The organism is Pseudomonas sp. WS 5059 (assembly GCF_012985525.1).
Classification (GTDB): domain Bacteria; phylum Pseudomonadota; class Gammaproteobacteria; order Pseudomonadales; family Pseudomonadaceae; genus Aquipseudomonas.
The window spans coordinates 643,265-670,032 of record NZ_JAAQWO010000003.1 but is presented as its reverse complement, the minus strand read 5'-3'; the positions used below and the strand labels follow the sequence as shown (position 1 = coordinate 670,032).

Here is a 26,768-nt window from a genome sequence, read left to right as displayed (position 1 = left end):
GAGCCCCAATGACCGATACACCGCTGAACCCCGCCGACTTTGAACAGGCCTTGCGGGCCAAGGGCGCCTTCTACCATATCCATCACCCCTACCATGTGGCGATGTATGAAGGCCGGGCCACCCGCGAGCAGATCCAGGGCTGGGTCGCCAACCGGTTCTACTACCAGGTGAACATTCCGCTGAAAGACGCCGCGATCCTGGCCAACTGCCCGGACCGGGAAATCCGCCGCGAATGGATCCAGCGCCTGCTCGACCATGATGGCGCCCCCGGCGAAGACGGCGGTATCGAAGCCTGGCTGCGCCTGGGCCAGGCCGTGGGCCTGGACCCGGATCAACTGCGCTCCCAGGAACTGGTGCTGCCCGGCGTGCGGTTTGCCGTCGATGCCTACGTCAATTTCGCCCGCCGGGCCAATTGGCAGGAAGCCGCCAGCAGCTCGCTGACCGAGCTGTTCGCCCCGCAGATCCACCAGTCGCGCCTCGACAGCTGGCCCCAGCATTACCCATGGATCGACCCTGCCGGCTACGAGTATTTCCGCACCCGCCTGGGCCAGGCCCGACGTGATGTCGAGCATGGGCTGGCGATCACGCTTGCGCACTACACCACCCGCGCCGGCCAGGAGCGGATGCTGGAGATTCTCCAGTTCAAACTGGACATCCTTTGGAGCATGCTCGATGCCATGAGCATGGCCTACGAACTGAACCGCCCGCCTTATCACAGCGTGACCGCGCAGCGGGTCTGGCATAAAGGGATCACCCTATGAGTTTTGACCGCAGCAAAAAGCCGACGTGGCGCCAGGGCTATCGCTACCAGTACGAGCCGGCGCAGAAAGGCCATGTGTTGCTGTACCCCGAAGGCATGATCAAGCTCAACGACAGTGCTGCGTTGATTGGTGGCTTGATCGACGGTGAGCGCAGCGTGGCAGCGATCATTGGCGAGCTGGAGCAGCAATTCCCCGGCGTGCCCGAACTCGGTGAAGACATCGAGCAATTCATGGAGGTCGCACGTGCAGAGCACTGGATCGAACTTGCCTGAAAAGCCCGAGATTGGCCTGCCGCTATGGTTGCTCGCCGAGCTGACCTATCGCTGCCCGCTGCAGTGCCCGTATTGCTCCAACCCGCTGGACTTCGCCGAACAAGGCAAGGAGTTGAGCACCGAACAGTGGATCAAGGTGTTTCGCGAGGCCCGGGAGATGGGTGCGGCACAGCTGGGGTTTTCCGGCGGTGAGCCGCTGGTGCGCCAGGATCTTGCCGAACTGATCGGCGAAGCCCGCAAGCTGGGGTTCTATACCAACCTGATCACCTCCGGCATCGGCCTGACCGAGCAGAAGATCAGTGACTTCAAAAAGGCTGGCCTGGACCATATCCAGATCAGTTTCCAGGCCAGCGACGAGCAGGTGAACAACCTGCTGGCCGGCTCCAAAAAGGCCTTCGCGCAGAAGCTGGAAATGGCCCGGGCGGTCAAAGCCCATGGTTATCCGATGGTGCTGAACTTCGTCACTCATCGACACAATATCGACAAGATCGACCGCATCATCGAACTGTGTATTGCCCTTGAGGCGGACTTTGTCGAGCTCGCCACCTGCCAGTTCTATGGCTGGGCCCAGCTTAACCGCGTCGGCTTGCTACCGACCCAGGCACAACTGACCCGCGCCGAACGCATCACCAACGAATACCGCGCCAAGCTGCAAGCCGAAGGTCACCCCTGCAAGCTGATCTTTGTCACGCCGGACTACTACGAGGAACGCCCGAAGGCCTGTATGAATGGCTGGGGTAGTATCTTTCTGACAGTCACACCAGACGGCACCGCCCTACCTTGTCACGGCGCCCGACAGATGCCGGTGCAGTTTCCCAATGTGCGCGACCACAGCATGCAGCACATCTGGTACGACTCGTTTGGTTTCAACCGCTTTCGCGGCTACGACTGGATGCCCGAGCCGTGCCGCTCGTGCGACGAGAAGGAAAAGGACTTCGGCGGCTGCCGCTGCCAGGCTTTCATGCTGACTGGCGACGCCAGCAACGCCGACCCGGTATGCAGCAAATCCGCCGATCACGGGATCATCCTCAATGCCCGGCTCGAAGCCGAGCACGCCACGCAGACTATCGAGCAACTGGCTTTTCGCAATGAGCGAAACTCCCGGCTGATCGCAAAAGGCTGAAGGTTTCAGCGCTTGGCGATGATGTATACCGCGTGAATGATGCCCGGGAAGTAACCGCACAAGGTCAGCAGGATATTCAGCCAGAACGCGCCGGCGAAGCCCACTTGCAGGAACACACCCAATGGCGGCAACAGGATGGCGATGATGATACGAATGATATCCATGGGTTCAGCTCCGAAAAATCGGCTCGTGTGAGCCGTACAGCTAATCGACCCTGGCCGCGCGTGAGGGTTCAGTGGAATCTGGCACCGGGCCATCCTCCTCAGGCGAGGATCTCCAACCCGTGCTTTTGCACGATGCTCAGCAACTTGAGCGCCATGCCGCTGGGCTGCTTCTCGCCGGATTCCCATTGCTTGATTGTCGACGCACTGGTGTTCAGGTAACGGGCGAACACCGGTTGGCTGACATGACTGCGCTCGCGCAGTTGCTTGATCTGGTCGGCAGGTATCTGCGCCGGCACAGGCGCAATGCACATCTCATCGAACTCACGAAGGGTGGTCTTGCTGATGGCGCCGATCGAATGCAGCGCGCTGGCCGATTGGTGGATGGACTCCAGCGCTTCACTTTCATATTTTTTGCTCATGATGTATCTCCACAAACTCCCTGAGATCCAGTAACTGCTGGATCTGTATTTCGTTTAAGCCCTCATAGGCCTTTGCCAACGCCCTAAACCCAGCCAATTCCTTGTGGCTGATTTTGCTCTGGTCTTGTTTGGCGAACAGAAACTGATAAACCCAGTAATGCCTGCCCTTCGCCAGGACGATCGAACGATGACGGTTGTGATTGAGGCGTTTCTTCCAAACTCCGCCGCCCATATTATCCGCCTGCCCCCTGAGCATTTGGCCAAATGCCTCGCCCAATTCCATATCACCGATCCAGGCTTTGCGGGCAGCTTCAGCAAAATGCCGGCTTTTGAACAGCCTGAGTTTCATAGGCATCCATTCATCACAAACATACCACCCAGTGGTATAGATTAGAAAGAGCGCATACAAAATCCTTGCGCCCTACCGGCACTCCCTGCCGGTGCCCGCTAAAAAGCCATTTATTTCGATGAGGCTCAAGCCTCCTTTTCAATCCAAAAATTACACACAAAAAAACGCCCCCAACCAAAAAAATCAGGCTGGAGGCGCCGCGTATAACGCGAGACGGTTCAGGAATAAAGGTTAAACAGCAATGCCCTTGCGGCACTGCAGTTGGGTGGTATGCACACGGGAAAAAGCGCGGGCCAGACGCAGCAGCATTTCGTCAATATTGCTCTTGCTCACCGTCAGCGCCGGGGTAAAGCGCAGGCAGTCGGGTTGGGGAGCATTGAGGATAAGACCTTCATACAGTGCCGCCTTTACCACCGCATCTGCCGAATCATCTGACAAGCCCAGGCCCAACAAAAGGCCCTGGCCCCGCAGTTCGCCCTGGCCATAGCGGTGGGCAAGGCGCGCCAGGCCTTCGCCCAGGTATTGGCCGGTATCACGCACGTGTTCGAGGAAGCCGTGACCCAGCACGCTATCGAGCACGGCGACGCCGGCAGCGGCCATCAGGGCATTGCCGTGATGGGTACCTTCCAGCTCGCCCAGCTCAAAGCAGCAGGCCTTGCCGCGAGCCAGCAGCGCCGCCAATGGCACTCCGCCGCCCAGGCCTTTGCCCAGGGTGACGATATCGGCGCGCACGCCGTAGTGTTGTTCGGCCAGCAAGGTGGCGCAACGGCCCATGCCGGTCTGCACTTCGTCGAGGATCAGCAGGATGCCCAGCTCCCGGCACAGCCGCTCCACGCCCTTGAGGTAATGCTCGGTGGCCGGAATGACGCCGGCGTCGCTCTGGATCGGCTCCAGCATGATCGCCACGGTGTGCGCATCGACTGCGGCATGCAGGGCTGGCAGGTCGTTGAACGGTACGTGGCAGAAGCCCGGCAGTTGCGGCTCGAAACGATTGTCGCCAGAGGCCGCCAGTGTAGACAGGCTGCGACCATGACAAGCGTTGCTGGCAGTGATGATGCGATAGGCGCCACTGCGATGCAGTTGGCCCCATTTGCGCGCCAACTTGATGGCCGCCTCGCAGGCTTCCGCACCGCTGTTGAGCAGGTAGGCCTGGTCGCTGCCGGTGCTGTGGCACAGGCGGTCCACCAGGTTCAGTTGGCTGCGGTTGTGCAGGCCGCTGCCAGGGTTGATCAGCGCCTGCGCCTGGTCGGCCAACGCGCGCACCAATACCGAAGGGCTGTGGCCAAGGCTGTTGGCAGCACCGCCTTGGGTAAAGTCCAGGTAGGCACGGTCTTCACTGTCCCATAGCCAGGATCCCTGGCCGCGTACGAAAACCTGTGGCGGACGGGCCACGGTGGGCATCAATGATTGGCTGGAAAGCTCATCACGCAGCATCGGGGTTTTCGCGTCCAGTAACAGATCATCCAGGCTCGGTGCCGGGCGTCGCAGGTTGAACAGGTTCATGCCTGCACACCCCGCAGGTTGTTGGCAACCCTGGATTGGCGCAAGCCCGTCACGTCGTTTTTTGCCTTGCCTATGTAAACACCATCGCTGTAAACGGTATTCATCTCGCTTCTTGGCCCTGTAAGCCCTGTGAATAGGCGCTAGACTAGGCGCCTTGGGGGCGTACAGCCATTTCGATTTTCCAGCTTTTTCGATAAGCATTACTTATGGATTTCAAGCAACTGCGTTATTTCGTCGCGGTGTACGAGGAAGGCCATGTCGGCCGGGCTGCAGAGCGCCTGTCGATCTCCCAGCCGGCCTTGTCACAGCAAATCCGCCAGTTGGAGCAGAACCTCGACGTGAGCCTGTTCGAGCGCAGCAGCAAACGCCTGTTGCCGACCCTGGCTGCCCACACCTTGTACAACCACGCCCTGCCATTGCTCGATGGCATGCAGCAAGCCGTCGAGGCCCTGCGCCACTTCAAGGGCCAGGCGCTGCGTACCTTGGCCATCGGCGTACTGCAAACCGTGCATACCAGCCTGGTACCGCAGATGCTGGAACGGGTACGCAAGGCCCAGCCGCACCTGGTGGTGCAGATCTACGAGTTGACGGGCCTGGAGATCGAACGCCGCCTGCTCAACGGCTCGCTGGACATCGGCATCAGTTACTTGCCGGCACGCCAGCCCGGTTTGCACGGTGTGCTGCTGTATGAAGATGAACTGAAAGTGGTCATCCCATCCGACCATCCCTTGCGTGAATTCAAGAAGGTCTCCCTCAAGCAAGCGGCGGAACTGCCCATGCTGCTGTTGGGGGAAGAGTTCCAGGTCAGGCAGATCTGGCAGGCACAGTTGGCGAACCTGGGGCGCCGGCCACAGGTCCAAGCGGAGCTGAACACCATGGTGGGGATTCTCGACAGCCTGCCCCATACCAAACTGGCGACGGTACTGCCTGGCCGCTCCCAGGACGAACATAGCAGCCAAGCGCTGTTGTGGAAGCCCTTGAGCGAGCCACGGGTGCCGCTGAAGGTGGGGCTGGTGTGTCGGGATGTGCAACGGCAACAGGCGACGCTTGAGTTGCTGCGCACCTTGCTCGAAGACGTGATGAACGGTCCCCATGGGCCGACGGCCACAGTAGACGGGCTGGCCTGAACTTTTTCGCAGGCAATAAGAAAACCCCGCCGAAGCGGGGCTTTGCAGACTGTTTCCCTGACATCCATTTCACTCCGCCACCCTGGCAGAATCCTACGTGTCCCTGTTGTTGCTTTGCGCTTCCTGCGCGACGTCCATGTGAAGTAGATTAGCTGTGGATCCAATCTGGCGATAGAGGACGATTAGCAGCACGTCACGTAAGAGAATGCTTACACGCCCTCCCCCGCTTAGAACTGCGCTTCGTCCAGCAAGAACAGCGATTCACTGCCGGCTTTGACCGAGGCGCTCAGGGAGTTAATGCGCGGCAGCAGGCGGGCAAAGTAGAAGCGCGCCGTCCCCAATTTGCTGGCGTAGAAGTCTTCCTGGGCCTCTTTACCCAAGGCCGCCTTGGCCATCAGCGCCCACATGTAGGCATAGGCCATGTAGCCAAAGGCGTGCAGATACTCCACCGAGGCCGCGCCGATTTCATTCGGGTTGGTCTTGGCGCGGTCCAGCACCCAGGCGGTCAAGGTGTCGAGCTCGTCCACCGCAGCGCTCAGGGGCTGGGTGAACTCAGCCAGGTCGCTGCTGGCAGTGCTGATGAAATGGCGGATCTCATCGGCAAACAGGGTGTAGAACGCCCCGCCGCTGCCAACGATCTTGCGCCCCATCAAGTCCAGCGCCTGGATACCGTTGGTGCCTTCGTAGATCTGGGTGATGCGCACATCACGCACCAGTTGCTCCTGGCCCCACTCGCGAATGTAACCATGGCCGCCGAAAATCTGCTGGCCGTGCACGGTGGTTTCCAAGCCCAGGTCGGTGAGGAACGCCTTGGAAACCGGGGTCAGCAGCGCCACCAGGTCATCCGCGCGCTTGCGGGTCGCGGCGTCTTCGCTGAACTTGGCGGTGTCCAGTTGCATCGCCACATAAGTGGAGAACGCCCGGCCGCCTTCGTTTGCCGCCTTCATGGTCAGCAACATGCGACGCACGTCAGGGTGGTTGATGATCGGGTCGGCGATCTTGTCCTTGGCCTTGGGGCCGGTCGGCGAACGGCTTTGCAGACGGTCACGGGCGTACTCAACAGCGTTCTGGTAAGAACGCTCGCCAGTCGCCAGCCCCTGGATGCCGACGCCCAGGCGCTCGTAGTTCATCATGGTGAACATCGCCGCCAGGCCACGGTTCGGCTCGCCGACCAGGTAGCCAACGGCTTCGTCGAAGTTCATCACACAGGTCGCAGAGGCCTGGATGCCCATCTTGTGTTCGATCGAGCCACAGGTCACCGGGTTGCGCGCGCCCAGGCTGCCATCGGCATTGACCATGAACTTGGGCACCAGGAACAACGAGATGCCCTTGGGACCGGCCGGGGCGTCCGGCAACTTGGCCAGCACCAGGTGGATGATGTTTTCGGTGAGGTCATGTTCGCCACCGGTGATGAAGATCTTGGTGCCGCTGACCTTGTAGGAACCGTCCGCCTGAGGCTCAGCCTTGGTGCGAATAATCCCAAGATCGGTGCCAGCATGCGGTTCGGTCAGGCACATGGAACCGGCCCACACCCCTGCGTACATATTCGGCAGGTAGGTGGCTTTGAGTTCGTCACTGGCGTGGGTATTGATCGACACGCAGGCGCCGGACGTCAGCATGGGGTACAGGCCAAACGCCAACCCCGAGGAGTTGATCATTTCTTCGACCTGGGCCGATACGGCCTTGGGCATGCCCATGCCACCGTAGGCTGGATCGCCACCAACGCCGACCCAGCCGCCTTCAGCGTAGGTCTTGTAGGCTTCGGGGAACCCGGCCGGGGTAGTAACCACGCCGTTGTCCCAGCGGCAACCTTCTTCGTCGCCGCTGCGGCTCAAGGGGGCGATGGTCTTGGCGGTGACTTTGCCGGCTTCCTCAAGGATCGCCTCGACCGTTTCAGCATCCACGGTCTCGGCCAGGGCCGGCAGTTGCGCCCACAGCTTGGCAACCTCGAATACTTCGTTGAGGACGAAGCGCATATCGCGCAGCGGCGCTTTGTAGTCAGCCATGGCAAACCTCGTGAGAACGTTAAAAGTGATTCGGTAGGATCGGTTTCACAGACCCAGAGTGTAACCGAACAACTTTTGTGACACATAGGGTCTGCTTGTGACCAACAAGTATCTTTCAGTCACAACGATCCCTGTAGGAGCCGGTAGCCCGGCGCCTACAGGGCGAACAGTTCGGCAGGCAGGCTCATCAGGCAGTCACTGCCCGCTTCCACCGCCGCGCGATGGGCACTGGTGCGCGGTAACAGGCGCTTGAAATAAAACTCGCAGGTCGCCAGCTTGCCCCGGGCGTAATCGCCATCGCCATTGCCCGCATCCAACTGCGCCTGGGCCACCAGGGCCATGCGCAACCACAGGTAGGCGTGGATGATGTAACCGCTGTACATCAAGTAATCCAGGGCGGCGGCGCCGACTTCATCGGGGTTTTTCATCGCGGCCATGCCGACCTTGGTGGTCAATTCGCCCCATTGCTGGTTCAGCTCATTGAGTTGCGTGACCTGGGCCTTGAGTTGCGGGTGCTCGGCATGCGCCGCGCAAAACTTATGCACAATTTTGGTAAAGCCACGCAGCAACTTGCCCTGGCTGCCCAGCACCTTGCGCCCCAGCAAATCCAGGGCCTGGATACCGTTGGTGCCTTCGTAGATCGGCGCGATCCGACAATCGCGCACCAGTTGCTCCATGCCCCACTCACGGATAAAACCGTGGCCACCAAACACCTGCATGCCGTGGTTGGTCACTTCCAGGCCGGTTTCGGTCATAAAGGCTTTGCAGATCGGCGTGAGGAATGCCAGCAGGTCCTCCGCTTCCTGGCGTTGCTGCGGGTCGTCGCCCAGGTGCGCGGTGTCCAGCAGTTGCGCGGTGAAGTAAGTCAGGGCGCGGTTGCCTTCGTTGAAGGCTTTCATGGTCAGCAACATGCGCCGCACATCGGGGTGCACGATGATCGGATCTGCCGGCTTATCCGGCGCCTTGGCGCCCGTCAGGGAGCGCATCTGCAAGCGGTCGTTGGCGTACTTGATCGCGCCCTGGAAGCTCGCCTCCCCCAGGCACAGCCCCTGCATGCCCGTGCCCAGGCGCGCATGGTTCATCATGGTGAACATGCAGTTCAGGCCCTTGTTGGCCTCGCCAATCAGGTAACCCTCGGCACCATCGAAATTCAGCACGCAGGTGGCCGAGGCCTTGATCCCCATCTTGTGTTCGATGGAGCCGCAACTGACCCCATTGCGCGCCCCGGAATCGGCGAGGAACTTGGGCACGATAAACAGCGAAATACCCTTGGTGCCAGCAGGCGCATCCGGCAACTTGGCCAACACCAGGTGGATGATGTTTTCGCTCATGTCATGCTCGCCGGCGGAGATGAAGATTTTGCTGCCGGTTACCGCGTAGCTGCCATTGGCCTGGGGCACGGCGCGGGTCTTGATGATGCCCAGGTCCGTGCCGCAATGGGCTTCGGTCAGGCACATGGTGCCCGTCCACTGGCCGGCGGTGAGTTTGCTCAGGTAGGTGTCTTTTTGCTCTGCGGTGCCGTGGGCATGGATCGCCGACATGGCGCCGTGGGTCAGGCCCGGATACATGCCCCAGGAGGTGTTGCTGGAGCCGATCATCTCGCTGAGCACCAAGCCCAGGGAAGACGGCAGGCCCTGGCCGCCGTAGGCCGGGTCCGCCGCCAGGCCGTGCCAACCGCCTTCGACGTATTGTGCGAAGGCTTCCTTGAAGCCTTTGGGGGTGGTCACCACGCCATTATCGAAATGGCAGCCTTCTTCGTCCCCCGGACGGTTCAACGGCGCAAGCACGTTCTCGCAGAACCTGGCGCCTTCTTCGAGGATCGCGCTGACCATATCCGGGCTGGCCTCGGTGGCCCCCAGGGCAGCGTAGTGAGCTGGGAAATCAAACACGTGATCGATCAGAAAGCGCATGTCACGCAGGGGGGCTTTATAGGCAGGCATGGTGATGTCTCCGGCGGCAGATTGTTTAAACCTACTGCCGCCAGGGGCCCCGGACAATCACTGTACAGGCGCTGAATACATCACCATCACTCAACCGGCAGCGCCCTGCATGCGCACCGCGCCACGGCGATTCTGGCCGGCCGCCACCACGCAGTTACGCCCGGCGCCCTTGGCGTTGTACAGCGCCTGGTCGGCGCACTTGAGCACTTCTTCCGGGGTGCGCTGCTCGGCCTGGCGCTCGGCGACGCCGATGCTCACGGTCACCGAGACACTGGAATCGCCGCCGCCCGAACGGCGCTGGCGACCTTGGTGGTCGTCCTGGGGGCGACTGTCCTGATTGCGCAACTTGATGTGGTAGTTGGCAATGATCTCGCGGATTTCTTCCAGGTGCGGCAGGCATTCATCCAGGGTCTTGCCGGCAAACACCACGGCAAACTCTTCGCCGCCATACCGATAGGCCCGGCCACCGCCGCTGACTTTCGACAGTTTGCTGGCGACCAACCGCAGCACCTGGTCGCCGACGTCGTGGCCGTGGGTGTCGTTGAATCGCTTGAAGTGGTCGACGTCGCTCATCGCCAGCACATAGTTGCGCCCCAGGCGCTGCATGCGTTCATTGAGGGCGCGGCGTCCCGGCAGTCCGGTGAGCTCATCACGAAAGGCCATCTGATAGGCCTCATGGGACACACCCGCAGCAATCATCAACATCACCTGGCTGCACATGATGTTCAGGGTGAACGGCAGGATGAAGGTCTGCGGCAACATCCAGAACATTCCCAGCAACCCCACCAACTGCGCGGCGTGCAGCGGCCGAGGCTCGCGCCAGTACTGCGCCGCCAATGCGACAAAGCCCAGCAGGAACATCGGGTACGACAGTTGGATCAAGCTCATCCACGCGCCATGCAGCGCCGGCCAGCGAATCTCCGCCAGCCAGTTGAGCAACGGCCCCGGGTAACTCTGCTCCAGGCCCAGGGCCACGCTGCCGACGGCAAGCAGCACCGCGCAGCGTGCGACAAAGTCGCGGAACAGGTGGGTTTTCTCCTGCCACAAGGCATAGATGCTGAACAGCAGCGGCAACAGCAGGCACACCAGGTGGAACACCACGGCGGCGTCTTCGCGCACGCGGCCATGGTCACGATAGAAATCGGTCTGGGTGTCCAGCAGGAAGTAGGCGACGTACACCGTCACCATCAGGAACAGTTCACGCTGGCGACGGTACACCGCGCAATAGGCACCGCCCAGCAACAGCACCAGGGTCGGCAGGACGTTGAACAGCGAGGTGAAGAAAACGCTGAGGTCCTTGACGTAAGCAGCCGACAACCCCGCTAGCAATAACAGCAACGATGGTAGGAAATGACTGAAACGTACAGCGGACGCGCGCGACAAGGGTAAAGCTCCGACCCACAAAAAAAGATGGCATAGTGCCTTCATTGCTCACAGTTAAGCACATTCAATGTGACCTGCATCACATTGCCATCACTGTAACGGCAGCAAGGAGCAATCCCTGAGCGCGCCGCTCAGGTTTTTTCAGCCTCCCGCAAAAAAGCCGCCGCTCCCGAAAGAGCGGCGGCTTGGCAGGGAACCGGCCTAGGCTTAGTAGCCCAGGTCGAAGTTCTCTTCTTTCATGTCCATCAGGTTGTTGGCGCCCGACAGCATGGTGGCCACGTGGGTGCGGGTACGCGGCAGGATGCGCTGGAAGTAGAAGCGCGCTGTCTGCAGCTTGGCGGTGTAGAAGCCTTCTTCGCTGGTGCCGGCAGCCAGTTTTTCGGCAGCCAGGCGTGCCATGTCGGCCCAGAAGTAAGCCAGGCAGGCATAACCGGAGTACATCAGGTAGTCCACGGAGGCGGCACCGACTTCTTCACGGTCCTTCATGGCCGCCATGCCGACCTTCATGGTCAACTCGCCCCATTCCTTGTTCAGTGCAGCCAGCGGTGCGACGAACTCGCTGACCGCTGCGTTGCCTTCGTTGGCCTGGCAGAACTTGTGCACGATCTTGGTGAAGCCCTTGAGCGCTTCGCCCTGGGTCATCAGCACTTTACGGCCGAGCAGGTCCAGGGCCTGGATGCCGGTGGTGCCTTCGTACAGCATCGAGATGCGGCTGTCGCGAACGTTCTGCTCCATGCCCCACTCGGCGATGAAGCCGTGGCCGCCGTAGATCTGTACGCCGTGGTTGGCGGATTCAAAACCGACTTCGGTCATGAACGCCTTGGCGATCGGGGTCATGAACGCCAGCAGGCCATCTGCCTGTTTCTTGGCTTCGTCGTCGGTGCCGTATTTGACGATGTCCACTTGCTTGGCGGTGAAGTACACCATCGCACGGTTGCCTTCGGCGAAGGCTTTCATGGTCAGCAGCATGCGGCGTACATCAGGGTGCACGATGATCGGGTCAGCGGCCTTGTCAGGCGCTTTCGGGCCAGTCAGGGAGCGCATTTGCAGGCGGTCACGGGCATATTTGAGGCCACCCTGGAAACCGATCTCGGCGTGGGACAAGCCTTGCAGCGCGGTACCCAGGCGAGCGGTGTTCATAAAGGTGAACATGCAGTTCAGGCCTTTGTTCGCCGGGCCGATCAGGTAACCGGTGGCCGCGTCGAAGTTCATCACGCAGGTGGCGTTGCCGTGGATGCCCATCTTGTGTTCCAGGGAACCACAGGACACCGCGTTGCGCTCACCCACCGAACCATCGGCGTTGGGCAGGAACTTAGGCACGATAAACAGCGAGATGCCTTTGGTGCCAGCCGGAGCATCCGGCAGGCGGGCCAGTACGATGTGGACGATGTTGTCGGCCATGTCGTGCTCACCGGCCGAGATGAAGATCTTGGTGCCGGAGACTTTGTAGGAACCGTCGGCCTGAGGTTCGGCCTTGGTGCGCAGCATGCCCAGGTCGGTACCGCAGTGCGGTTCGGTCAGGCACATGGTGCCGGTCCACTCGCCCGAGACCAGTTTGGTCAGGTAGGCATCTTGCTGCTCGGGGGTGCCGTGCTCGGAAATGGTATTCATCGCGCCATGGGACAGGCCTGGGTACATGCCCCACGACCAGTTGGCTTCACCGACCATCTCGCTGACGGCCAGGCCCAGGGATTCCGGCAGGCCTTGGCCGCCGTGCGCGACGTCGTGGGCCAGGCTCGGCCAGCCGCCTTCGACGAATTGCTTGTAGGCTTCTTTGAAACCAGTAGGGGTTTTAACGCCTGACTCGCTCCAGGTGCACCCTTCGATGTCACCGACGCGGTTCAACGGGGCCAGCACTTGCTCACAAAACTTGGCGCCTTCTTCGAGAATGGCGTCAACCATGTCTGGGGTAGCGTCCTGGCAAGCCGGCAGACTCTGATAGTGCGCTTCGTAGCCGAGCAGTTCGTCACGAACGAAGCGAATATCACGCAAGGGGGCCTTGTAGTCAGGCATAGCGATAAACCTCTGCTGATGAATCCTGGAATGAACAACCGCGTGGATTTGTTGTAGCGGTCAAACAGTTGTTTGAAACATACGTTTACGACCAATCCTTGTCAAGCGCCCAGCGGCTGCCGTTTGTCATGACGCAGGTCAACGCCAGGCGCGACGAGGCCTGCAGCGTGATGCCGCACAGGATTTCCAGGGGGAAAAATGGCAGGAGCCGGCTGGCCGGCGATTGCGGTGTGCCAGGCAGGCCGCGATCGCCGGCCAGCCGGCTGCTACAGGAGAGTCAGGGGGATCAGGCGTAGGTGTCGATCAATGTGCCGAGCATTTCGTCGGAAGCCTTGGCGACTTTCGCGCCCAGCTCCACCTGGAACTTGCCTTCGGCCAGTTCCACCATATTGCTCGCCGAGTCGGTCGGCTGGCCGCGATTGACCGCTTGCAAACGGTCATTCTGCGCATCCGAAGGCTGGCTGGTGGCGGCACTGGCAATTTTGCCGGCGGCCTGGTCGACGCGGTTCTGCCCGGCCTGGATAGTGTTCAGGCCCGAATAAAACGCGCTACTTCCAGAGATGTCCATGGCGTGCACCTGCCTTGCAATCAATCGTGAACCCTTATTGAAGCAGACAATCTGGCAAAAGGCCCGTCAATAACACTAATGGCATAATGCCTTATCGCTAGGAAAAACTAATCAAGCAAGTCCAGTTGCAGGTACTCGGCCACCGCTTCGGCCGTGGGCTGCTTGAGGCGCGGCACCCGGCCCAGGCACGGCGCCGGCAGGCGTTCGGCCAAGGTGGCGAGGTTTTCTTCCAGACGGGAGGTCTTCGGGTCGATGATATTGGCCACCCAGCCCGCCAACGGCAGACCGTCCCGGGCGATGGCTTCGGCGCTCAACAATGCATGATTGATACAGCCCAGGCGCACGCCCACCACGAGGATCACCGGTAGCTGCAAGGCCTTGGCCAAGTCCGACAGGTTGTCCTGGTCAGCCAGCGGCACGCGCCAGCCACCTGCACCTTCGATCAGGGTGAAATCCGCGTGTTTTTCGAGGATGTGCTGCATCGGCTTGAGCAGGGCCTGCACGGTCAACGCCACGCCAGCTTCACGGGCCGCCAGGTGCGGCGCGATGGCGGGCTCGAAGGCCAGTGGATTGACCTCGGCATAGGTAAGCGGCAACGAGCACTCGGCCAGCAAGGCCAGGGCATCGGCGTTGCGCAAGCCACGGGGCGTTACTTCACAGCCCGAGGCCACCGGCTTGCCGGCGGCGGTACTCTTGCCCGCTTGCCGCGCGGCGTGCAGCAGGCCGGCCGCAACGGTGGTCTTGCCGACATCGGTGTCGGTGCCGGTAATGAAATAGGCAGCGCTCATAGTGGTTTCTCCAATACGGCGTACACGACTTGATAGGTTGCCGGCAGGCCCTGAGCCTGGCGGAACTGCTCATAGGCCTGCACCAGTGCAACAATCCGCGCGCGGCCCGTCAAGCCACCCGGGCGTCCCGGGTTCAGATTATGCGCGCCCAAGGCTTTCAATTCGTGGGTCAGGCTGCGCACATCCGGGTAATGCAGTACATGGGGGCGCTGCTCCAGGCTCACCACACGCAAGCCACTGGCCGCACACAGCTGTTGATAAGCACTGAACGGGCGGAAGCGATTGACGTGCACCATCCCGTCCGCCGCCCGCCAACTTTCGCGCAGCTCATCCAGGGTGCCGACGCACAGGCTGGCAAACGCCAGCACCCCGCCAGGCTGCAGCACGCGCCGGGCTTCGCTGAGCACCGCGGCAAAATCGGCACACCACTGCACCGCCAGGCTGGAAAAAATCAGCTCGCTGCTGCCGTCCTGTAGCGGCAAGCGCTCGGCATCCCCGGCGATAAAATGCTCGGCACCGCCCAAGGGCCGTGCGTGATGGAGCATACCTTCGGCGATATCCAGCGCCAGGCCTTGGCCCTGGGCAAATGCCTGGTTCAATGCACGGCTGAAGAACCCGGTGCCGCAGCCCAGGTCGAGCCAGCGCCGGGGCTGCAACGCCGACGGCAAACGCCCGAGCAACTCGCGGCCCACGTCCCGCTGCAACGCGGCCACGCTGTCATAACTGGCCGCCGCCCTGGAAAACGACGCCGCGACCTGGCGCTTGTCGGGCAAGGCGCCCGGCAGTGGAGGATGGGACAAATCAGTCATCACCGCACTCATGCAAAAAAGCCTGGATCGCCCCCGCCACTCCGTGGGGGTTATCCAGTAGGAAAGCGTGGCCGGCCTGCTCAATCAGACCGACTTCAACATCTGGCAGTAACTTCAACAGGTCAGTGGCCGCCTCACAGGGCACCAACTCGTCCAGGCCGGCAAACAGATGCAACTGTGGGCCACGAAAAGCCTGCAAGGCCTCGCGGGTGTCCAGTTGCGCTAGCAGCTCAAGGCCGCTCATCAATACACTGGACGGGGTAGCCGGCGCGCTGCTGACCAGCAAGCGCGCGATGCCCCGTGGGTCTTGCGTACCCTTGGCGCACAGCAGGCCGAAGCGTTTGAGGGTGACTTGCGAGTCGGCATGGCAGCCGGCCAGGAACCCATCGAAAGCCTGCGCCGCCATCCCATTGGGCCAGCCCTCATGCGCCACAAAACAGGGGTTGCTGGCCAAGGTCAGCAAGCCGCAGCAGCGCTCGCCGCGCCGTGCCGCCAACTCAGAGGCGAGCATCCCGCCCAACGACCAGCCGCCCAGCCAGGCGTTATCCGGCAAGGTGGCGTCGAGTTCGTCGAGCCATTCGTTCAGGTCGCCGCCCGGCAGCGCCGGCAGTGGTTCGATATCCACCCGCAGGCGCTCGTCCAGGCCGCGCAAGGCGGCGGCCAAGGGCTCCAGCGGCGAGACACCCAGGCCCCAGCCGGGAAGCAATATCAGTCGGTCACGCATGGTCGGACTCCCGGCCTGACAAGCGGAAACACTCATCCAATGCGTCTAACAATAGTCGTACCTGCGCCTCGCTGTGGGCGGCGGTCAAGGTCACGCGCAAGCGCGCGCTGCCGGCCGGCACCGTGGGCGGGCGGATGGCTGTGACCATGATCCCGCGCTCGCGCAGCATCTGTGACAGGCGTATCGCCCGGCCACTGTCGCCAACCATGATCGGCTGGATCGGCGTGAAGCTGTCCATCAACGCCAGGCCGATCTGTTCGGCGCCCTGGCGGAACTGGCGGACCAGCGTGCGCAGATGCTCGCGCCGCCAGTGCTCGCTGCGCAGCAGCGCCAGGCTTTTCAGGGTCGCGCAGGCCAGCGCCGGCGGTTGGCTGGTGGTGTAGATGTACGGGCGGGCGAACTGGATCAGGCTTTCGACCAGATCCTCACTGCCAGCCACAAACGCCCCGGCGGTGCCAAAGGCCTTGCCCAGGGTGCCGACCAACACCGGCACATCCTCCTGGCTCAGGCCGAAATGCTCGACGATCCCGCCGCCCGTGGCGCCCAGCGGTCCGAAGCCATGGGCGTCATCCACCATCAACCACGCGCCTTTGGCCCGGGCTTCGCGGACCAGGGCCGGCAGGTCCGCCAGGTCGCCGTCCATGCTGAACACGCCGTCGGTCACCACCAGGGTATTGCCGCAGGCCTTTTCCAGGCGCTTGGCCAGGCTGACCGCATCGTTGTGCAGATAGCGATTGAAGCGCGCACCGGACAGTAAACCCGCATCCAGCAGGGACGCGTGGTTGAGCCGGTCTTCGAGCACCGTATCGCCCTGCCCCACCAAGGCGGTGACGGCACCGAGGTTGGCCATGTAACCGGTGGTGAACAGCAGCGCACGCGGGCGCCCGGTGAACTCGGCCAGCGCTTCCTCTAACTCATGGTGCGGGGTGCTGTGGCCAACCACCAAGTGCGAGGCGCCACCTCCCACGCCCCAGCGGGCCGCGCCGGCCTGCCAGGCCTCGATGACTTGCGGGTGATTGGCCAGGCCCAGGTAGTCGTTGTTGCAAAAGGCCAATAACGGCTGGCCGTCCACCACCACCTGCGGGCCCTGGGGGCTTTGCAGCAGCGGGCGCTGGCGGTAGAGATGGTCTGTACGGCGGGCAGCGAGGCGCGCGGCGAGATCGAAAGACATGCTGGCCTCGATAAATCAGGTTGAATCCGACCCACTGTGGGAGCTGGCTTGCCTGCGATAGCGCAGGGTCAGTCGATCAATCAGGTGACTGATCGGTCGCTATCGCAGGCAAGCCAGCTCCCACATTTGGATTGCATTCCAATAGGGAGATGGGGTTCAGACGGCAGCGTTGTAGAACTGCTCGCTGCTTTTCTGCTCGACCAACGCCTGCTCAATCGCCGCCTGGTGCACTTCATCGGCATGTTCTTCGCGGGCTTCGGGCAGGATGCCCAGGCGCGAGAACAGTTGCATGTCCTTGTCCGCCTGCGGGTTGGATGTGGTGAGCAATTTATCGCCATAGAAGATCGAGTTGGCACCGGCAAAAAATGCCAGGGCCTGCATCTGCTCGTTCATCGCTTCGCGGCCAGCAGACAGGCGCACATGGGATTGCGGCATCAGGATGCGCGCCACGGCGAGCATGCGGATAAAGTCGAACGGGTCGATATCCTCGGCATTCTCCAGCGGCGTACCGGCCACCTTGACCAGCATGTTGATGGGTACCGACTCCGGATGCTCCGGCAGGTTGGCCAGTTGGATCAGCAGGTTGGCGCGGTCGTCCAGGGACTCGCCCATGCCGAGGATGCCGCCCGAGCAGATCTTCATCCCCGAATCACGTACATACGCCAGGGTTTGCAGGCGCTCGCTGTAGGTGCGGGTGGTGATGATCGAGCCGTAGAACTCCGGCGACGTATCCAGGTTGTGGTTGTAGTAGTCCAGGCCGGCCTGGGCCAGGGCCTCGGTCTGGTCCTGGTCAAGACGCCCGAGGGTCATGCAGGTTTCCAGGCCCATGGCCTTCACCCCTTTGACCATCTGCAACACGTAAGGCATGTCTTTGGCCGACGGGTGCTTCCAGGCCGCGCCCATGCAGAAGCGGGTCGAACCGATGGCCTTGGCGCGCGCAGCCTCTTCGAGGACTTTCTGCACTTCCATCAGCTTTTCTTTTTCCAGGCCGGTGTTGTAGTGGCCCGACTGCGGACAATATTTGCAATCTTCCGGGCAAGCGCCGGTCTTGATCGACAGCAAGGTGGACACCTGCACGCGGTTGGCATCGAAATGCGCGCGGTGCACGGTCTGCGCCTGGAACAACAGGTCATTGAACGGCTGGACGAACAGGGCTTTGACTTCGGCCAAAGACCAGTCGTGACGCAAGGTGGCAGTGAGGCTGGCGCTCATGGGCGATTCCTTGTTTATGCTTGGGCAAGCGCTGTGGGTAGGGCAATACCCACAGGCACGACACGGATGCTCGGCATATTTAAGGAAGATTCATGCACTGTCAACCTGACTACAAACATGAGGTTTACATCTGGCTAAAAAGCAACCAGATGTGCCTGCTCTGCGACGAAGCCACACATTCAGCCGCGACCCTGTGCAATACCTGCGAAATCGACCTGCCGTGGCTGACGGACGGCTGCGAGGTGTGCGCGCTGCCCTTGCCGATCAGCGGGCTGGTCTGCGGCCAATGCCAGCGCTCGCCGCCCGCATTCAGGCAAGTGGTCGCGCCCTGGACCTATGGCTTTCCGCTGGACAGCCTGATCAGCCGCTTCAAGCACCAGGGCAGATGGCCGCTGGGGCAGATGCTGGCGAGCCTGTTGCGCCAATGCCTGCAAGACCGCTTCGACAACGCCGAACTGGCCCGCCCCGACCGCTTACTCCCGGTGCCGATGGCCGCCAAACGCCTGCGCCAACGCGGCTACAACCAGGCCGCCATGCTCGCCCGCTGGCTGAGCCGGGACCTGGACCTGCCCCTGGATGAACACCTGCTGTTGCGCCCCCATGACACCGTTGCCCAGCAACAACTGGACGCCAAACAGCGCCAGCGCAACCTGCTCAAGGCCTTTGCCCTGGCCCCCGGCGCGCAGGTGCAGGGCCAGCACCTGGCACTGGTGGACGATGTGCTGACCACCGGCGCCACCGCCCACAGCATGGCCCGCCTGCTGATGCAGGCCGGCGCGCGCCAGGTTGACGTGTATTGCCTGGCGCGCACGCCCAAGCCCGGCACATGACTTGACTCTGGCGGCGCGTGCCCGCAACGTCCCGGGTATTCCAAGCCAGTGTGCAGCCGTTCGCCATGCCTTTACCGTCCCTGTTGAGCCAACATATTGTCCGCCGCCCGCAGCGCATCGCCTTGCTGCAACATATCGCCGAGCAAGGCTCCATCACCCGCGCCGCAAAAAGTGCCGGCTTGAGCTACAAGGCCGCGTGGGATGCCATCGATGAGCTGAACAACCTGGCGCAAAAGCCCCTGGTCGAGCGCAGCGTCGGCGGCAAGGGCGGCGGTGGTGCGCGACTCTCGGCAGAAGGTGAGCGGGTGTTGCGCCTGTATCAGCGCCTGCAAACCCTGCAAGCCCAGGTGCTGGAAGCCGCCGAAGACGCCAGCGACCTCAACCTGCTGGGCCGCCTGATGCTGCGCACCAGCGCGCGTAATCAATTGCATGGCCAGGTGGTCGCCATCGACAGCCACGGCCGCAATGATCGAGTACGCCTGGAACTGGCCGGTGGCTTGACCCTCGATGCCCAGATCACCCATGACAGCACCCTGCGCCTGGAACTGGAAACCGGTACGCAAGTAGTGGCCTTGATCAAGGCTGGCTGGCTGGAGCTGATCGCGGCTGACCAGGCGCCGGTGCCTGGGTTTAACTGCATGGGCGGCCAGGTCGAGGCCATCCTTGATGCCGATGATGGGCCCAGTGAGGTGCGCATTGTCTTGCCCAGTGGCCTGGTGCTGTGCGCGTTGGCAGCGCCCGAGCAGCTCAAGGCGCTGGGGGCGGGTGAAGGCACGCAGGTTCAGGTGCAGTTTGCGCCGAGCAATGTGTTGTTGGGCACGCCGGTTTAGCTGATCTTCAGGGCCCATCGCGGGCAAGCCCGCTCCCACACGATGGCACACGCGCCACCTATCCACGGCCCGGTGCGCTACCATACCCGGCCGGACGCGGCGACCTGCTGCGCGCAGGAGTTCGCATGGCCCACCCGTTTGAAACATTGACCCCCGACCTGGTTCTCGACGCTGTCGAAAGCATCGGTTTTCTCAGCGACGCCCGCGTCTTGGCGCTCAACAGTTACGAGAATCGTGTCTATCAAGTCGGCATCGAAGACTCCGAGCCGCTGATCGCCAAGTTCTACCGGCCCCAGCGCTGGACCAACGAGGCAATCCTCGAAGAACACCGCTTCACCTTCGAACTGGCCGAGTGCGAAGTCCCGGTCGTGGCGCCGATGATCCACAACGGCGAAAGCCTGTTCGAACACGCGGGTTTCCGTTTCACCCTGTTCCCCCGCCGTGGTGGCCGGGCGCCGGAGCCAGGCAATCTCGATCAGTTGTACCGCCTCGGGCAGTTGCTTGGGCGCTTGCATGCTGTCGGCGCCACCCGCCCTTTCGAGCACCGCGAAGCCCTGGGCGTGAAGAACTTCGGCCATGACTCCCTGAACACCTTGCTCGAAGGCAATTTCATCCCCAAGAGCCTGTTGCCCGCCTACGAATCCGTGGCCCGCGACCTGCTCAAGCGCGTTGAGGATGTGTACAGCGCCACGCCACACAAGAACATCCGCATGCATGGCGACTGCCACCCCGGCAACATGATGTGTCGCGACGAGATGTTCCATATCGTCGACCTCGACGACTGCCGCATGGGCCCGGCGGTGCAGGATCTGTGGATGATGCTGGCCGGCGATCGGCAGGAATGCCTGGGGCAGCTGTCGGAACTGATGGACGGCTACCAGGAATTCCACGATTTCGATCCCCGCGAACTGGCGCTGATCGAACCCCTGCGCGCCCTGCGCCTGATGCACTACAGCGCCTGGCTGGCGCGGCGCTGGGATGACCCGGCGTTCCCCCACAGCTTCCCGTGGTTCGGCAGCGAACGGTACTGGGGCGACCAGGTGCTGGCGCTGCGCGAGCAACTGTCTGCACTCAACGAAGAACCCCTGAAATTGTTCTGACCCCGGTAGGAGCCGGCTTGCTGGCGATGGCATCCTCAACAGCCCCCCCAACCCGAGGGCGCCATCGCCGGCAAGTTTTGTGGCGATTGAGTTTTCAGCACACATTTGCTGACAAACATCCTTACAATCGCCGCATTGTTAGTTGCCTAAGCAAGGATTCTGCATGCAAGCCGCCAACCCGCGTCGCGGGTACATCCTGGGCCTGAGTGCCTACGTCATCTGGGGCCTGTTCCCGCTCTACTTCAAAGCCATCGCCAGCGTGCCGGCTGCCGAAATCATCGTCCACCGCGTGCTGTGGTCGGCGCTGTTCGGCGGTTTGCTGCTGCTGGTGTGGAAACACCCCGGCTGGTGGCGCGAACTACGGGACAACCCCAAGCGCCTGGCGATCCTGGCGTTGAGCGGCTCGTTGATCGCGGGCAACTGGCTGACCTATGTGTGGTCGGTCAACAGTGGGCGCATGCTCGAAGCCAGCCTGGGGTACTACATCAACCCGCTGGTCAACGTGCTGCTGGGCATGCTGCTGCTTGGCGAGCGCCTGCGGCGCCTGCAATGGGTGGCCGTCGGGCTGGCCGCCGTGGGTGTGGCGCAACAGGTGTGGCAGGTGGGGAGTCTGCCGTGGGTCTCGCTGGTGCTGGCGCTGACCTTTGGCTTCTACGGCTTGATCCGCAAGCAGGCGCCGGTCAAGGCGCTGCCCGGGCTGGTGGTGGAAACCTGGATGCTGGTGCCGATCGCCCTGGCGTGGCTGCTGCTCAACCCCACCGCCCATAGTGCCAACCTAGCGTTCTGGAGCACTTCCGAAGCCTGGTGGCTGGTGGCTGCAGGCCCGGTGACGTTGATCCCACTGGTGTGTTTCAACGCTGCGGCGCGGCATTTGCCCTACACCACCCTCGGCTTCCTACAGTACCTGGCACCGACCCTGGTGCTGCTGCAGGCGGTACTGCTGTTCGACGAACACATGACGCCCGCCAGCCTGGTGGCCTTTGTGTTTATCTGGGCGGGGCTGGCGGTCTACAGCGTGGATGCGTGGCTCAGCCTGCGCAAACGCTGATCAAATAACGTACAAAACCCTACAAGCCACGGCCGGTGTGGCTTGCAGGGTTTCACCCCAAGGTTATCCACAACCTGATCCCCGGCGTTTGTGCACAAGCCGTTGAAATTGCTCGTTTTTTGCTCAAAGCGCCACAAGCCACGGCCGGCGTGGCCTGGCGCCGGGTCTCTACAGCTTATCCACAGGCCCATGCAAGATTTCCATGAACAACCCTGTGGACGGTTATTCCTCGCTGCGCAGCTGCAACTCCACCATTAGATCGTCGGCCAGGGTTTCCAGGGCGGCTTGCAGCGTGTCCAGCGCCAGGCTGGACGGCACGGCCAACGCAGCTTCGGCGTGAAACAACGGGTCGCTGCTCATGGGCGCCGGGCGCACGTCGGTGCTCAGGCGTTCCAGGTTGACCCCTTGCTTGCTCAACAGTGCGGTGATCTCGCGCACGATCCCCGGCCGGTCATTGCCCACCAGGGTCATCAGGATCGGCTTGCTCGCCGATGCCTGCGCGCCGCTGCTCTCGCCCACCAGCACACGGATGCCATGGGTAGACAAATCCTCCAGGGCGCTGACCAACTCGCTGCGGTTTTCCATCGGCACGCTGACCCGCAGGATCCCGGCAAATTGCCCGGCCATATGAGCCATGCGACTTTCCAGCCAGTTGCCACCGCGCTCGGCAATGCAGTGGGCAACACGTTCGACCACGCCGGGTTTGTCGGCGGCGATCACGGTGAGTACGAGATGGTCCATGGCAACAGCCCTCTTTTATGGATTAGCCAGTATAGGCAGATGTGCTCATGTAGGAGCCGGGAACCATCGCAGGCAAGCCAGCTTCCACGTTGACCCCATGGCAGTGAAGAAAAACAAATCGTGTACCATTTTTATATTTATCTGGAACAATCCATTGGTTTTTTGAGAACATCCCATACCCCGCTGTGACCGTACAACCAAAGTGGGTCGCTAAACGACGTATTTAGTCTAATTTTCACAACCGCAACTCATCATGTAGTATGCCTCGGCGCGCACTACATAACGTTAGGTCGATGTCTGCCCAGGCGCCGTTAGAACCCCGAACACCCCGTCAGCAAGCCTTGCGCCGTTGATTGGAACCGCCCAGCCGCCGTTGATGGCATGTACTGGTGCCTTGGGTTTGTGGTTTAAATGGCCAGAGGCTTCATTGGTAAATTGAAAAGCTGAAAAGCGAATTAGCTCCGCAGAGTGAGGCAAGCAATGACTGAACACGTTCAAGTCGGTGGCCTGCAGGTCGCCAAAGTCCTGTTCGACTTCGTGAACAACGAAGCCATTCCCGGTACCGGCCTGACCGCCGACCAGTTCTGGGCCGGTGCCGACAAGGTCATCCACGACCTGGCACCGAAGAACAAAGCCCTACTCGCCAAACGCGACGATTTCCAAGCGCGGATCGATGCCTGGCACCAGACCCACGCCGGCCAGGCCCACGACGCGGTGGCCTACAAAGCCTTCCTGCAAGATATTGGCTACCTGCTGCCAGAAGCGGCGGATTTCCAAGCGACCACCCAAAACGTCGATGACGAAATCGCCCGCATGGCCGGCCCCCAGCTGGTGGTGCCGGTGATGAATGCGCGGTTCGCCCTCAACGCCTCCAACGCCCGCTGGGGCTCGCTGTACGACGCGCTGTATGGCACCGATGCCATCAGCGAAGCCAACGGCGCCGAGAAAGGCCAGGGCTACAACAAGGTGCGTGGTGACAAGGTTATCGCCTTCGCCCGTGCGTTCCTCGACGAAGCCACACCGCTCACCGCCGGCAGCCATGTCGACTCCACCGGCTACAAGATTGTCGATGGCAAGCTGATAGTCAGCCTCAAGGGCGGCAGCAACAGCGGCCTGCGCAGCGATGCCCAGTTGATCGGCTACCAGGGCGATGCCGCCCAGCCCATCGCAATTTTGTTGAAGCACAACGGCCTGCATTTCGAAATCCAGGTCGACGCCAGCACCCCGGTCGGCCAGACCGACGCCGCCGGCGTCAAAGACATCCTGATGGAAGCCGCGCTGACCACCATCATGGACTGCGAAGACTCGGTGGCCGCCGTCGATGCCGATGACAAAGTGGTGATCTACCGCAACTGGCTCGGCCTGATGAAGGGCGACCTGACCGAAGAAGTGGCCAAGGGCGGCAAGACCTTCACCCGTACCATGAACGCCGACCGCACCTACACCGGTGTCGATGGCAACGCGGTGACCTTGCATGGTCGCTCGCTGCTGTTCGTGCGTAACGTTGGCCACCTGATGACCATCGACGCGATCCTCGATGCCCAGGGCAATGAAGTGCCCGAAGGCATCCTCGACGGCCTGATCACCAGCCTGGCCGCGATCCACAGCCTCAATGGCAACAACAGCCGCAAGAACAGCCGCACCGGCTCGGTGTACATCGTCAAGCCGAAAATGCACGGCCCGGAAGAAGCGGCGTTCACCAACGAGCTGTTCGGGCGCATCGAAGACGTGCTGAACCTGCCGCGCAACACCCTGAAAGTCGGGATCATGGACGAGGAGCGCCGCACCACGGTCAACCTCAAGGCCTGTATCAAGGCGGCCAGCGAGCGCGTGGTGTTTATCAACACCGGCTTCCTCGACCGTACCGGCGACGAAATCCACACCTCCATGGAAGCTGGCGCGATGGTGCGCAAGGCCGCGATGAAGGCCGAAAAGTGGATCGGCGCCTACGAAAACTGGAACGTCGATATCGGCTTGAGCACCGGCCTGCAGGGCCGTGCGCAGATCGGTAAAGGCATGTGGGCCATGCCCGACCTGATGGCCGCGATGCTCGAGCAGAAGATCGCGCACCCGCTGGCGGGCGCCAACACTGCGTGGGTACCGTCGCCGACCGCCGCTGCGCTGCACGCGCTGCATTATCACAAGGTCGACGTCTTTGCCCGCCAGGCCGAACTGGCCAAGCGCGAACGCGCTTCGGTGGACGATATCCTCACCATCCCCCTGGCGCAGAATACCGACTGGTCCGAGGAAGAAATCCGCAACGAACTGGACAACAACGCCCAGGGCATCCTCGGTTATGTGGTGCGCTGGATCGACCAGGGCGTGGGTTGCTCGAAAGTGCCGGACATCAACGATGTAGGCCTGATGGAAGACCGCGCCACCCTGCGTATCTCCAGCCAGCACATCGCCAACTGGTTGCGCCATGGCGTGGTCAGCCAGGCCCAGGTCATGGAAAGCCTCAAGCGCATGGCGCCGGTAGTGGATCGGCAGAACGCCGGGGATGCGCTGTACCGCCCGCTGGCTCCGGACTTCGACAGCAATATCGCGTTCCAGGCCGCGGTGGAGTTGGTGATTGAAGGGACCCAGCAGCCCAATGGTTATACCGAGCCGGTGTTGCATCGTCGGCGGCGGGAGTTCAAGGCCAGGAATGGCCTTTAAGTAATTGATAAAACTAAAAAGCCCTGTTCAATAGATCAGGGCTTTTTATTTGCAAAGAAAAAAGGTCAACACCTAGATAGTAATATCGTAAGTGCCGTTGAGCCGTACGGTTCCGGTTCCCCCCGCGACGTCTACATTATTCAGTTCGCCACTAAAGGTCCCACCTGAAACATGCACCGTGATTGACCCGCCTGTTACGGTTTCATAGAAGTTACCTGATGGACTGAGAAACTCCACACCAAAAGTTTCATGTGCTAGCACATGTGTGCCCTCCGACAAACTCTTGCCGTAATCAATACGCAGTTCTGCATCGATAGATGTCATAAAAACATAGAACCGAGAACCGGATAAATGATTCGCGCTAAAACCCTGAGTATGCCCACCTATCTTGAACTGGATGTCTGAAGACCCCGTGCCACGGCGCAGTGCCTCAATTTTTCCACCGGCTTGTTTTTCAGTACTCATGGTGAACTCCTGTTCGCTTCATTAGTTGGGGCACCGATCCCAAACCAGCACCCTCTCAACGATTAAACAGGCCCCCCTCAAACACCCGATACTGTGAAATCTGACAGTGCCGACCAACGGTCCCTCGGCTACGGAGCCATCCCCAACTCGCGCTTGACCATCTTCGCCAACTTCACGCTATCAATCGGCTTGAGCAAAAAGTCCACCACACTCAAATGCATCGCATCAATAACATCCGGCGCCTCGGCATCCCCCGACATGATGATGATCGGCAACGCCGCGCGGGTGGAGCCACGCACTTTTCGGATCAACTCCAGGCCATTGCTGGGCGCCATGCGCAGATCCGTGATCAACAACCCGATGGAGGTACTGGAATTGAGCAGTTGCCATGCCGCCTCGCCACTGTCCGCCGTCATGCAGCGAATGCCATCGAGCCCGAGAATTTCCGCCAGCAGTTCACGGGCGTCTTTATCGTCATCGACGATCAGCACCCGTTGCGGCGGTAGATCAGGCTCCAGCATCACGGCGCTCAGCGCCTCGCGCTCGGCATCACTCAAAATATCTTGGTCGGGCATAGATTTCTCGGCAGTTTCTCTCAATCTCCCAGCACAGAAGTCAGACATCGCCGGAAGGGCGAACAATGTGCACTTCGTCGGATAGATTTCCTAGTGGGAGATCTACGGGGTTTGGACCATATTCATGTAAGGTTTTTCCCTAGTCATTGAAGGCCGGATAGCTACCTAGACTTACGTCCAATGGGCACC

26 protein-coding genes are annotated in these 26,768 nt (G+C 61.4%); 9 read left to right on the top strand and 17 right to left on the bottom strand.

Going from position 1 to position 26,768, the window contains the following annotated elements; all coding sequences use genetic code 11:
- Positions 1 to 8: 8 nt before the first annotated feature.
- Genes pqqC through pqqE form a run of 3 tightly spaced genes read left to right on the top strand, consistent with a single transcriptional unit; the run spans position 9 to position 2,156 of the window.
- Complete coding sequence (gene pqqC, locus HBO12_RS12000) at positions 9 to 761, top strand: pyrroloquinoline-quinone synthase PqqC (RefSeq protein WP_170042215.1); 753 nt, start codon at positions 9 to 11, stop codon at positions 759 to 761.
- On the top strand, positions 758 to 1,033 hold the full coding sequence (pqqD, locus tag HBO12_RS11995; RefSeq protein ID WP_032858571.1) for a pyrroloquinoline quinone biosynthesis peptide chaperone PqqD: 276 nt from the start codon (positions 758 to 760) through the stop codon (positions 1,031 to 1,033). Before pqqC ends, pqqD begins: the two co-directional genes overlap by 4 nt.
- A complete protein-coding gene (gene pqqE / locus HBO12_RS11990) occupies positions 1,026 to 2,156 on the top strand; it encodes a pyrroloquinoline quinone biosynthesis protein PqqE (protein WP_178121186.1) in 1,131 nt (376 codons plus the stop codon). Before pqqD ends, pqqE begins: the two co-directional genes overlap by 8 nt.
- A 5-nt stretch (positions 2,157 to 2,161) precedes the next feature.
- Here the strand turns inward: pqqE and HBO12_RS11985 are convergent, their stop codons facing one another.
- From HBO12_RS11985 to HBO12_RS11970, 4 genes are all read right to left on the bottom strand, one after another.
- Positions 2,162 to 2,320 (bottom strand): YqaE/Pmp3 family membrane protein, encoded by a 159-nt coding sequence (locus HBO12_RS11985; protein ID WP_010207008.1) that lies wholly within the window; start codon positions 2,318 to 2,320, stop codon positions 2,162 to 2,164.
- 98 nt (positions 2,321 to 2,418) lie between these two features.
- Entirely contained in the window at positions 2,419 to 2,739 is a 321-nt protein-coding gene (locus HBO12_RS11980) for a helix-turn-helix domain-containing protein (RefSeq protein WP_170042213.1), read from the bottom strand.
- Entirely contained in the window at positions 2,723 to 3,088 is a 366-nt protein-coding gene (locus HBO12_RS11975) for a type II toxin-antitoxin system RelE/ParE family toxin (protein WP_170042212.1), read from the bottom strand. The genes HBO12_RS11980 and HBO12_RS11975 overlap by 17 nt, the downstream gene beginning before the upstream one ends.
- 231 nt (positions 3,089 to 3,319) lie before the next feature.
- Positions 3,320 to 4,591 carry an aspartate aminotransferase family protein gene (locus tag HBO12_RS11970; protein WP_169953769.1) on the bottom strand — a complete coding sequence of 424 codons (1,272 nt, stop codon included), beginning with the start codon at positions 4,589 to 4,591 and terminating at the stop codon, positions 3,320 to 3,322.
- A 206-nt stretch (positions 4,592 to 4,797) separates the two neighbouring features.
- Between HBO12_RS11970 and HBO12_RS11965 the strand changes: the two genes are divergently transcribed.
- The gene (locus HBO12_RS11965) at positions 4,798 to 5,718 is read left to right on the top strand and encodes a LysR family transcriptional regulator (protein WP_169953768.1); all 921 of its coding nucleotides are present in this window, start codon (positions 4,798 to 4,800) and stop codon (positions 5,716 to 5,718) included.
- Positions 5,719 to 5,945: 227 nt separating this feature from the next.
- Here HBO12_RS11965 and HBO12_RS11960 read toward each other — a convergent pair whose 3' ends face one another.
- The 10 genes from HBO12_RS11960 to bioB form a co-directional block, all read right to left on the bottom strand.
- Complete coding sequence (locus tag HBO12_RS11960) at positions 5,946 to 7,724, bottom strand: acyl-CoA dehydrogenase C-terminal domain-containing protein (protein WP_170042211.1); 1,779 nt, start codon at positions 7,722 to 7,724, stop codon at positions 5,946 to 5,948.
- Between the two features lie 155 nt (positions 7,725 to 7,879).
- Entirely contained in the window at positions 7,880 to 9,664 is a 1,785-nt protein-coding gene (locus tag HBO12_RS11955; protein ID WP_170042210.1) for an acyl-CoA dehydrogenase C-terminal domain-containing protein, read from the bottom strand.
- Between the two features lie 90 nt (positions 9,665 to 9,754).
- Entirely contained in the window at positions 9,755 to 11,047 is a 1,293-nt protein-coding gene (locus tag HBO12_RS11950) for a GGDEF domain-containing protein (RefSeq protein ID WP_169953765.1), read from the bottom strand.
- Between the two features lie 207 nt (positions 11,048 to 11,254).
- The gene (locus HBO12_RS11945; RefSeq protein WP_029296902.1) at positions 11,255 to 13,060 is read right to left on the bottom strand and encodes a phenylacyl-CoA dehydrogenase; all 1,806 of its coding nucleotides are present in this window, start codon (positions 13,058 to 13,060) and stop codon (positions 11,255 to 11,257) included.
- 286 nt (positions 13,061 to 13,346) lie between these two features.
- On the bottom strand, positions 13,347 to 13,628 hold the full coding sequence (locus HBO12_RS11940; protein WP_169953764.1) for a pyrroloquinoline quinone biosynthesis protein PqqE: 282 nt from the start codon (positions 13,626 to 13,628) through the stop codon (positions 13,347 to 13,349).
- Positions 13,629 to 13,735: 107 nt separating this feature from the next.
- A complete protein-coding gene (bioD, locus tag HBO12_RS11935; RefSeq protein ID WP_169953763.1) occupies positions 13,736 to 14,416 on the bottom strand; it encodes a dethiobiotin synthase in 681 nt (226 codons plus the stop codon).
- Positions 14,413 to 15,225, bottom strand: a complete 813-nt coding sequence (gene bioC, locus HBO12_RS11930) for a malonyl-ACP O-methyltransferase BioC (RefSeq protein WP_170042209.1) — start codon at positions 15,223 to 15,225, stop codon at positions 14,413 to 14,415. The genes bioD and bioC overlap by 4 nt, the downstream gene beginning before the upstream one ends.
- Positions 15,218 to 15,949, bottom strand: coding sequence for an alpha/beta fold hydrolase (locus HBO12_RS11925; protein ID WP_169953761.1), 732 nt, complete (start codon positions 15,947 to 15,949; stop codon positions 15,218 to 15,220). The genes bioC and HBO12_RS11925 overlap by 8 nt, the downstream gene beginning before the upstream one ends.
- Positions 15,942 to 17,120, bottom strand: a complete 1,179-nt coding sequence (gene bioF / locus HBO12_RS11920; RefSeq protein WP_170042208.1) for an 8-amino-7-oxononanoate synthase — start codon at positions 17,118 to 17,120, stop codon at positions 15,942 to 15,944. Before bioF ends, HBO12_RS11925 begins: the two co-directional genes overlap by 8 nt.
- A gap of 156 nt (positions 17,121 to 17,276) precedes the next feature.
- Positions 17,277 to 18,332: a biotin synthase BioB gene (gene bioB, locus HBO12_RS11915; protein WP_169953757.1), complete on the bottom strand. Its 1,056-nt coding sequence runs from the start codon at positions 18,330 to 18,332 to the stop codon at positions 17,277 to 17,279.
- Positions 18,333 to 18,424: 92 nt separating this feature from the next.
- On the opposite strand from bioB, the gene HBO12_RS11910 reads away from it, so the two are divergent.
- The 4 genes from HBO12_RS11910 to rarD all read left to right on the top strand — a co-directional run bounded on the left by HBO12_RS11910 (position 18,425) and on the right by rarD (position 22,140).
- Positions 18,425 to 19,162 carry a ComF family protein gene (locus HBO12_RS11910; RefSeq protein WP_170042207.1) on the top strand — a complete coding sequence of 246 codons (738 nt, stop codon included), beginning with the start codon at positions 18,425 to 18,427 and terminating at the stop codon, positions 19,160 to 19,162.
- A gap of 65 nt (positions 19,163 to 19,227) precedes the next feature.
- A complete protein-coding gene (locus tag HBO12_RS11905; protein WP_170042275.1) occupies positions 19,228 to 19,992 on the top strand; it encodes a TOBE domain-containing protein in 765 nt (254 codons plus the stop codon).
- 125 nt (positions 19,993 to 20,117) lie between these two features.
- A complete protein-coding gene (locus HBO12_RS11900) occupies positions 20,118 to 21,092 on the top strand; it encodes a serine/threonine protein kinase (protein WP_032858595.1) in 975 nt (324 codons plus the stop codon).
- 163 nt (positions 21,093 to 21,255) lie between these two features.
- Positions 21,256 to 22,140, top strand: coding sequence for an EamA family transporter RarD (gene rarD / locus HBO12_RS11895; RefSeq protein WP_128593318.1), 885 nt, complete (start codon positions 21,256 to 21,258; stop codon positions 22,138 to 22,140).
- 222 nt (positions 22,141 to 22,362) lie between these two features.
- On the opposite strand, the gene HBO12_RS11890 is transcribed toward rarD, so the two are convergent.
- Positions 22,363 to 22,881, bottom strand: a complete 519-nt coding sequence (locus HBO12_RS11890; RefSeq protein ID WP_057440288.1) for a glycine cleavage system transcriptional repressor — start codon at positions 22,879 to 22,881, stop codon at positions 22,363 to 22,365.
- 480 nt (positions 22,882 to 23,361) lie between these two features.
- Here HBO12_RS11890 and HBO12_RS11885 point away from each other — a divergent pair, with 480 nt between their 5' ends.
- Positions 23,362 to 25,539: a malate synthase G gene (locus HBO12_RS11885; protein ID WP_170042206.1), complete on the top strand. Its 2,178-nt coding sequence runs from the start codon at positions 23,362 to 23,364 to the stop codon at positions 25,537 to 25,539.
- 72 nt (positions 25,540 to 25,611) lie between these two features.
- Here the strand turns inward: HBO12_RS11885 and HBO12_RS11880 are convergent, their stop codons facing one another.
- Together HBO12_RS11880 and HBO12_RS11875 are read right to left on the bottom strand one after the other, a co-directional pair.
- Positions 25,612 to 26,004, bottom strand: coding sequence for a hypothetical protein (locus HBO12_RS11880; RefSeq protein ID WP_170042205.1), 393 nt, complete (start codon positions 26,002 to 26,004; stop codon positions 25,612 to 25,614).
- Between the two features lie 128 nt (positions 26,005 to 26,132).
- On the bottom strand, positions 26,133 to 26,579 hold the full coding sequence (locus HBO12_RS11875) for a response regulator (protein ID WP_169953748.1): 447 nt from the start codon (positions 26,577 to 26,579) through the stop codon (positions 26,133 to 26,135).
- Positions 26,580 to 26,768 lie beyond the last annotated feature (189 nt).

Coding starts and splice junctions, on each gene's coding strand:
- pqqC (WP_170042215.1), top strand. CDS start 9: ATGACCGATACACCGCTGAACCCCGCCGACTTTGAACAGGCCTTGCGG.
- pqqD (WP_032858571.1), top strand. CDS start 758: ATGAGTTTTGACCGCAGCAAAAAGCCGACGTGGCGCCAGGGCTATCGC.
- HBO12_RS11985 (WP_010207008.1), bottom strand. CDS start 2,320: ATGGATATCATTCGTATCATCATCGCCATCCTGTTGCCGCCATTGGGT.
- HBO12_RS11980 (WP_170042213.1), bottom strand. CDS start 2,739: ATGAGCAAAAAATATGAAAGTGAAGCGCTGGAGTCCATCCACCAATCG.
- HBO12_RS11975 (WP_170042212.1), bottom strand. CDS start 3,088: ATGAAACTCAGGCTGTTCAAAAGCCGGCATTTTGCTGAAGCTGCCCGC.
- HBO12_RS11970 (WP_169953769.1), bottom strand. CDS start 4,591: ATGAACCTGTTCAACCTGCGACGCCCGGCACCGAGCCTGGATGATCTG.
- HBO12_RS11965 (WP_169953768.1), top strand. CDS start 4,798: ATGGATTTCAAGCAACTGCGTTATTTCGTCGCGGTGTACGAGGAAGGC.
- HBO12_RS11960 (WP_170042211.1), bottom strand. CDS start 7,724: ATGGCTGACTACAAAGCGCCGCTGCGCGATATGCGCTTCGTCCTCAAC.
- HBO12_RS11955 (WP_170042210.1), bottom strand. CDS start 9,664: ATGCCTGCCTATAAAGCCCCCCTGCGTGACATGCGCTTTCTGATCGAT.
- HBO12_RS11945 (WP_029296902.1), bottom strand. CDS start 13,060: ATGCCTGACTACAAGGCCCCCTTGCGTGATATTCGCTTCGTTCGTGAC.
- HBO12_RS11940 (WP_169953764.1), bottom strand. CDS start 13,628: ATGGACATCTCTGGAAGTAGCGCGTTTTATTCGGGCCTGAACACTATC.
- bioD (WP_169953763.1), bottom strand. CDS start 14,416: ATGAGCGCTGCCTATTTCATTACCGGCACCGACACCGATGTCGGCAAG.
- bioC (WP_170042209.1), bottom strand. CDS start 15,225: ATGACTGATTTGTCCCATCCTCCACTGCCGGGCGCCTTGCCCGACAAG.
- HBO12_RS11925 (WP_169953761.1), bottom strand. CDS start 15,949: ATGCGTGACCGACTGATATTGCTTCCCGGCTGGGGCCTGGGTGTCTCG.
- bioF (WP_170042208.1), bottom strand. CDS start 17,120: ATGTCTTTCGATCTCGCCGCGCGCCTCGCTGCCCGCCGTACAGACCAT.
- bioB (WP_169953757.1), bottom strand. CDS start 18,332: ATGAGCGCCAGCCTCACTGCCACCTTGCGTCACGACTGGTCTTTGGCC.
- HBO12_RS11910 (WP_170042207.1), top strand. CDS start 18,425: ATGCACTGTCAACCTGACTACAAACATGAGGTTTACATCTGGCTAAAA.
- HBO12_RS11905 (WP_170042275.1), top strand. CDS start 19,228: ATGCCTTTACCGTCCCTGTTGAGCCAACATATTGTCCGCCGCCCGCAG.
- HBO12_RS11900 (WP_032858595.1), top strand. CDS start 20,118: ATGGCCCACCCGTTTGAAACATTGACCCCCGACCTGGTTCTCGACGCT.
- rarD (WP_128593318.1), top strand. CDS start 21,256: ATGCAAGCCGCCAACCCGCGTCGCGGGTACATCCTGGGCCTGAGTGCC.
- HBO12_RS11890 (WP_057440288.1), bottom strand. CDS start 22,881: ATGGACCATCTCGTACTCACCGTGATCGCCGCCGACAAACCCGGCGTG.
- HBO12_RS11885 (WP_170042206.1), top strand. CDS start 23,362: ATGACTGAACACGTTCAAGTCGGTGGCCTGCAGGTCGCCAAAGTCCTG.
- HBO12_RS11880 (WP_170042205.1), bottom strand. CDS start 26,004: ATGAGTACTGAAAAACAAGCCGGTGGAAAAATTGAGGCACTGCGCCGT.
- HBO12_RS11875 (WP_169953748.1), bottom strand. CDS start 26,579: ATGCCCGACCAAGATATTTTGAGTGATGCCGAGCGCGAGGCGCTGAGC.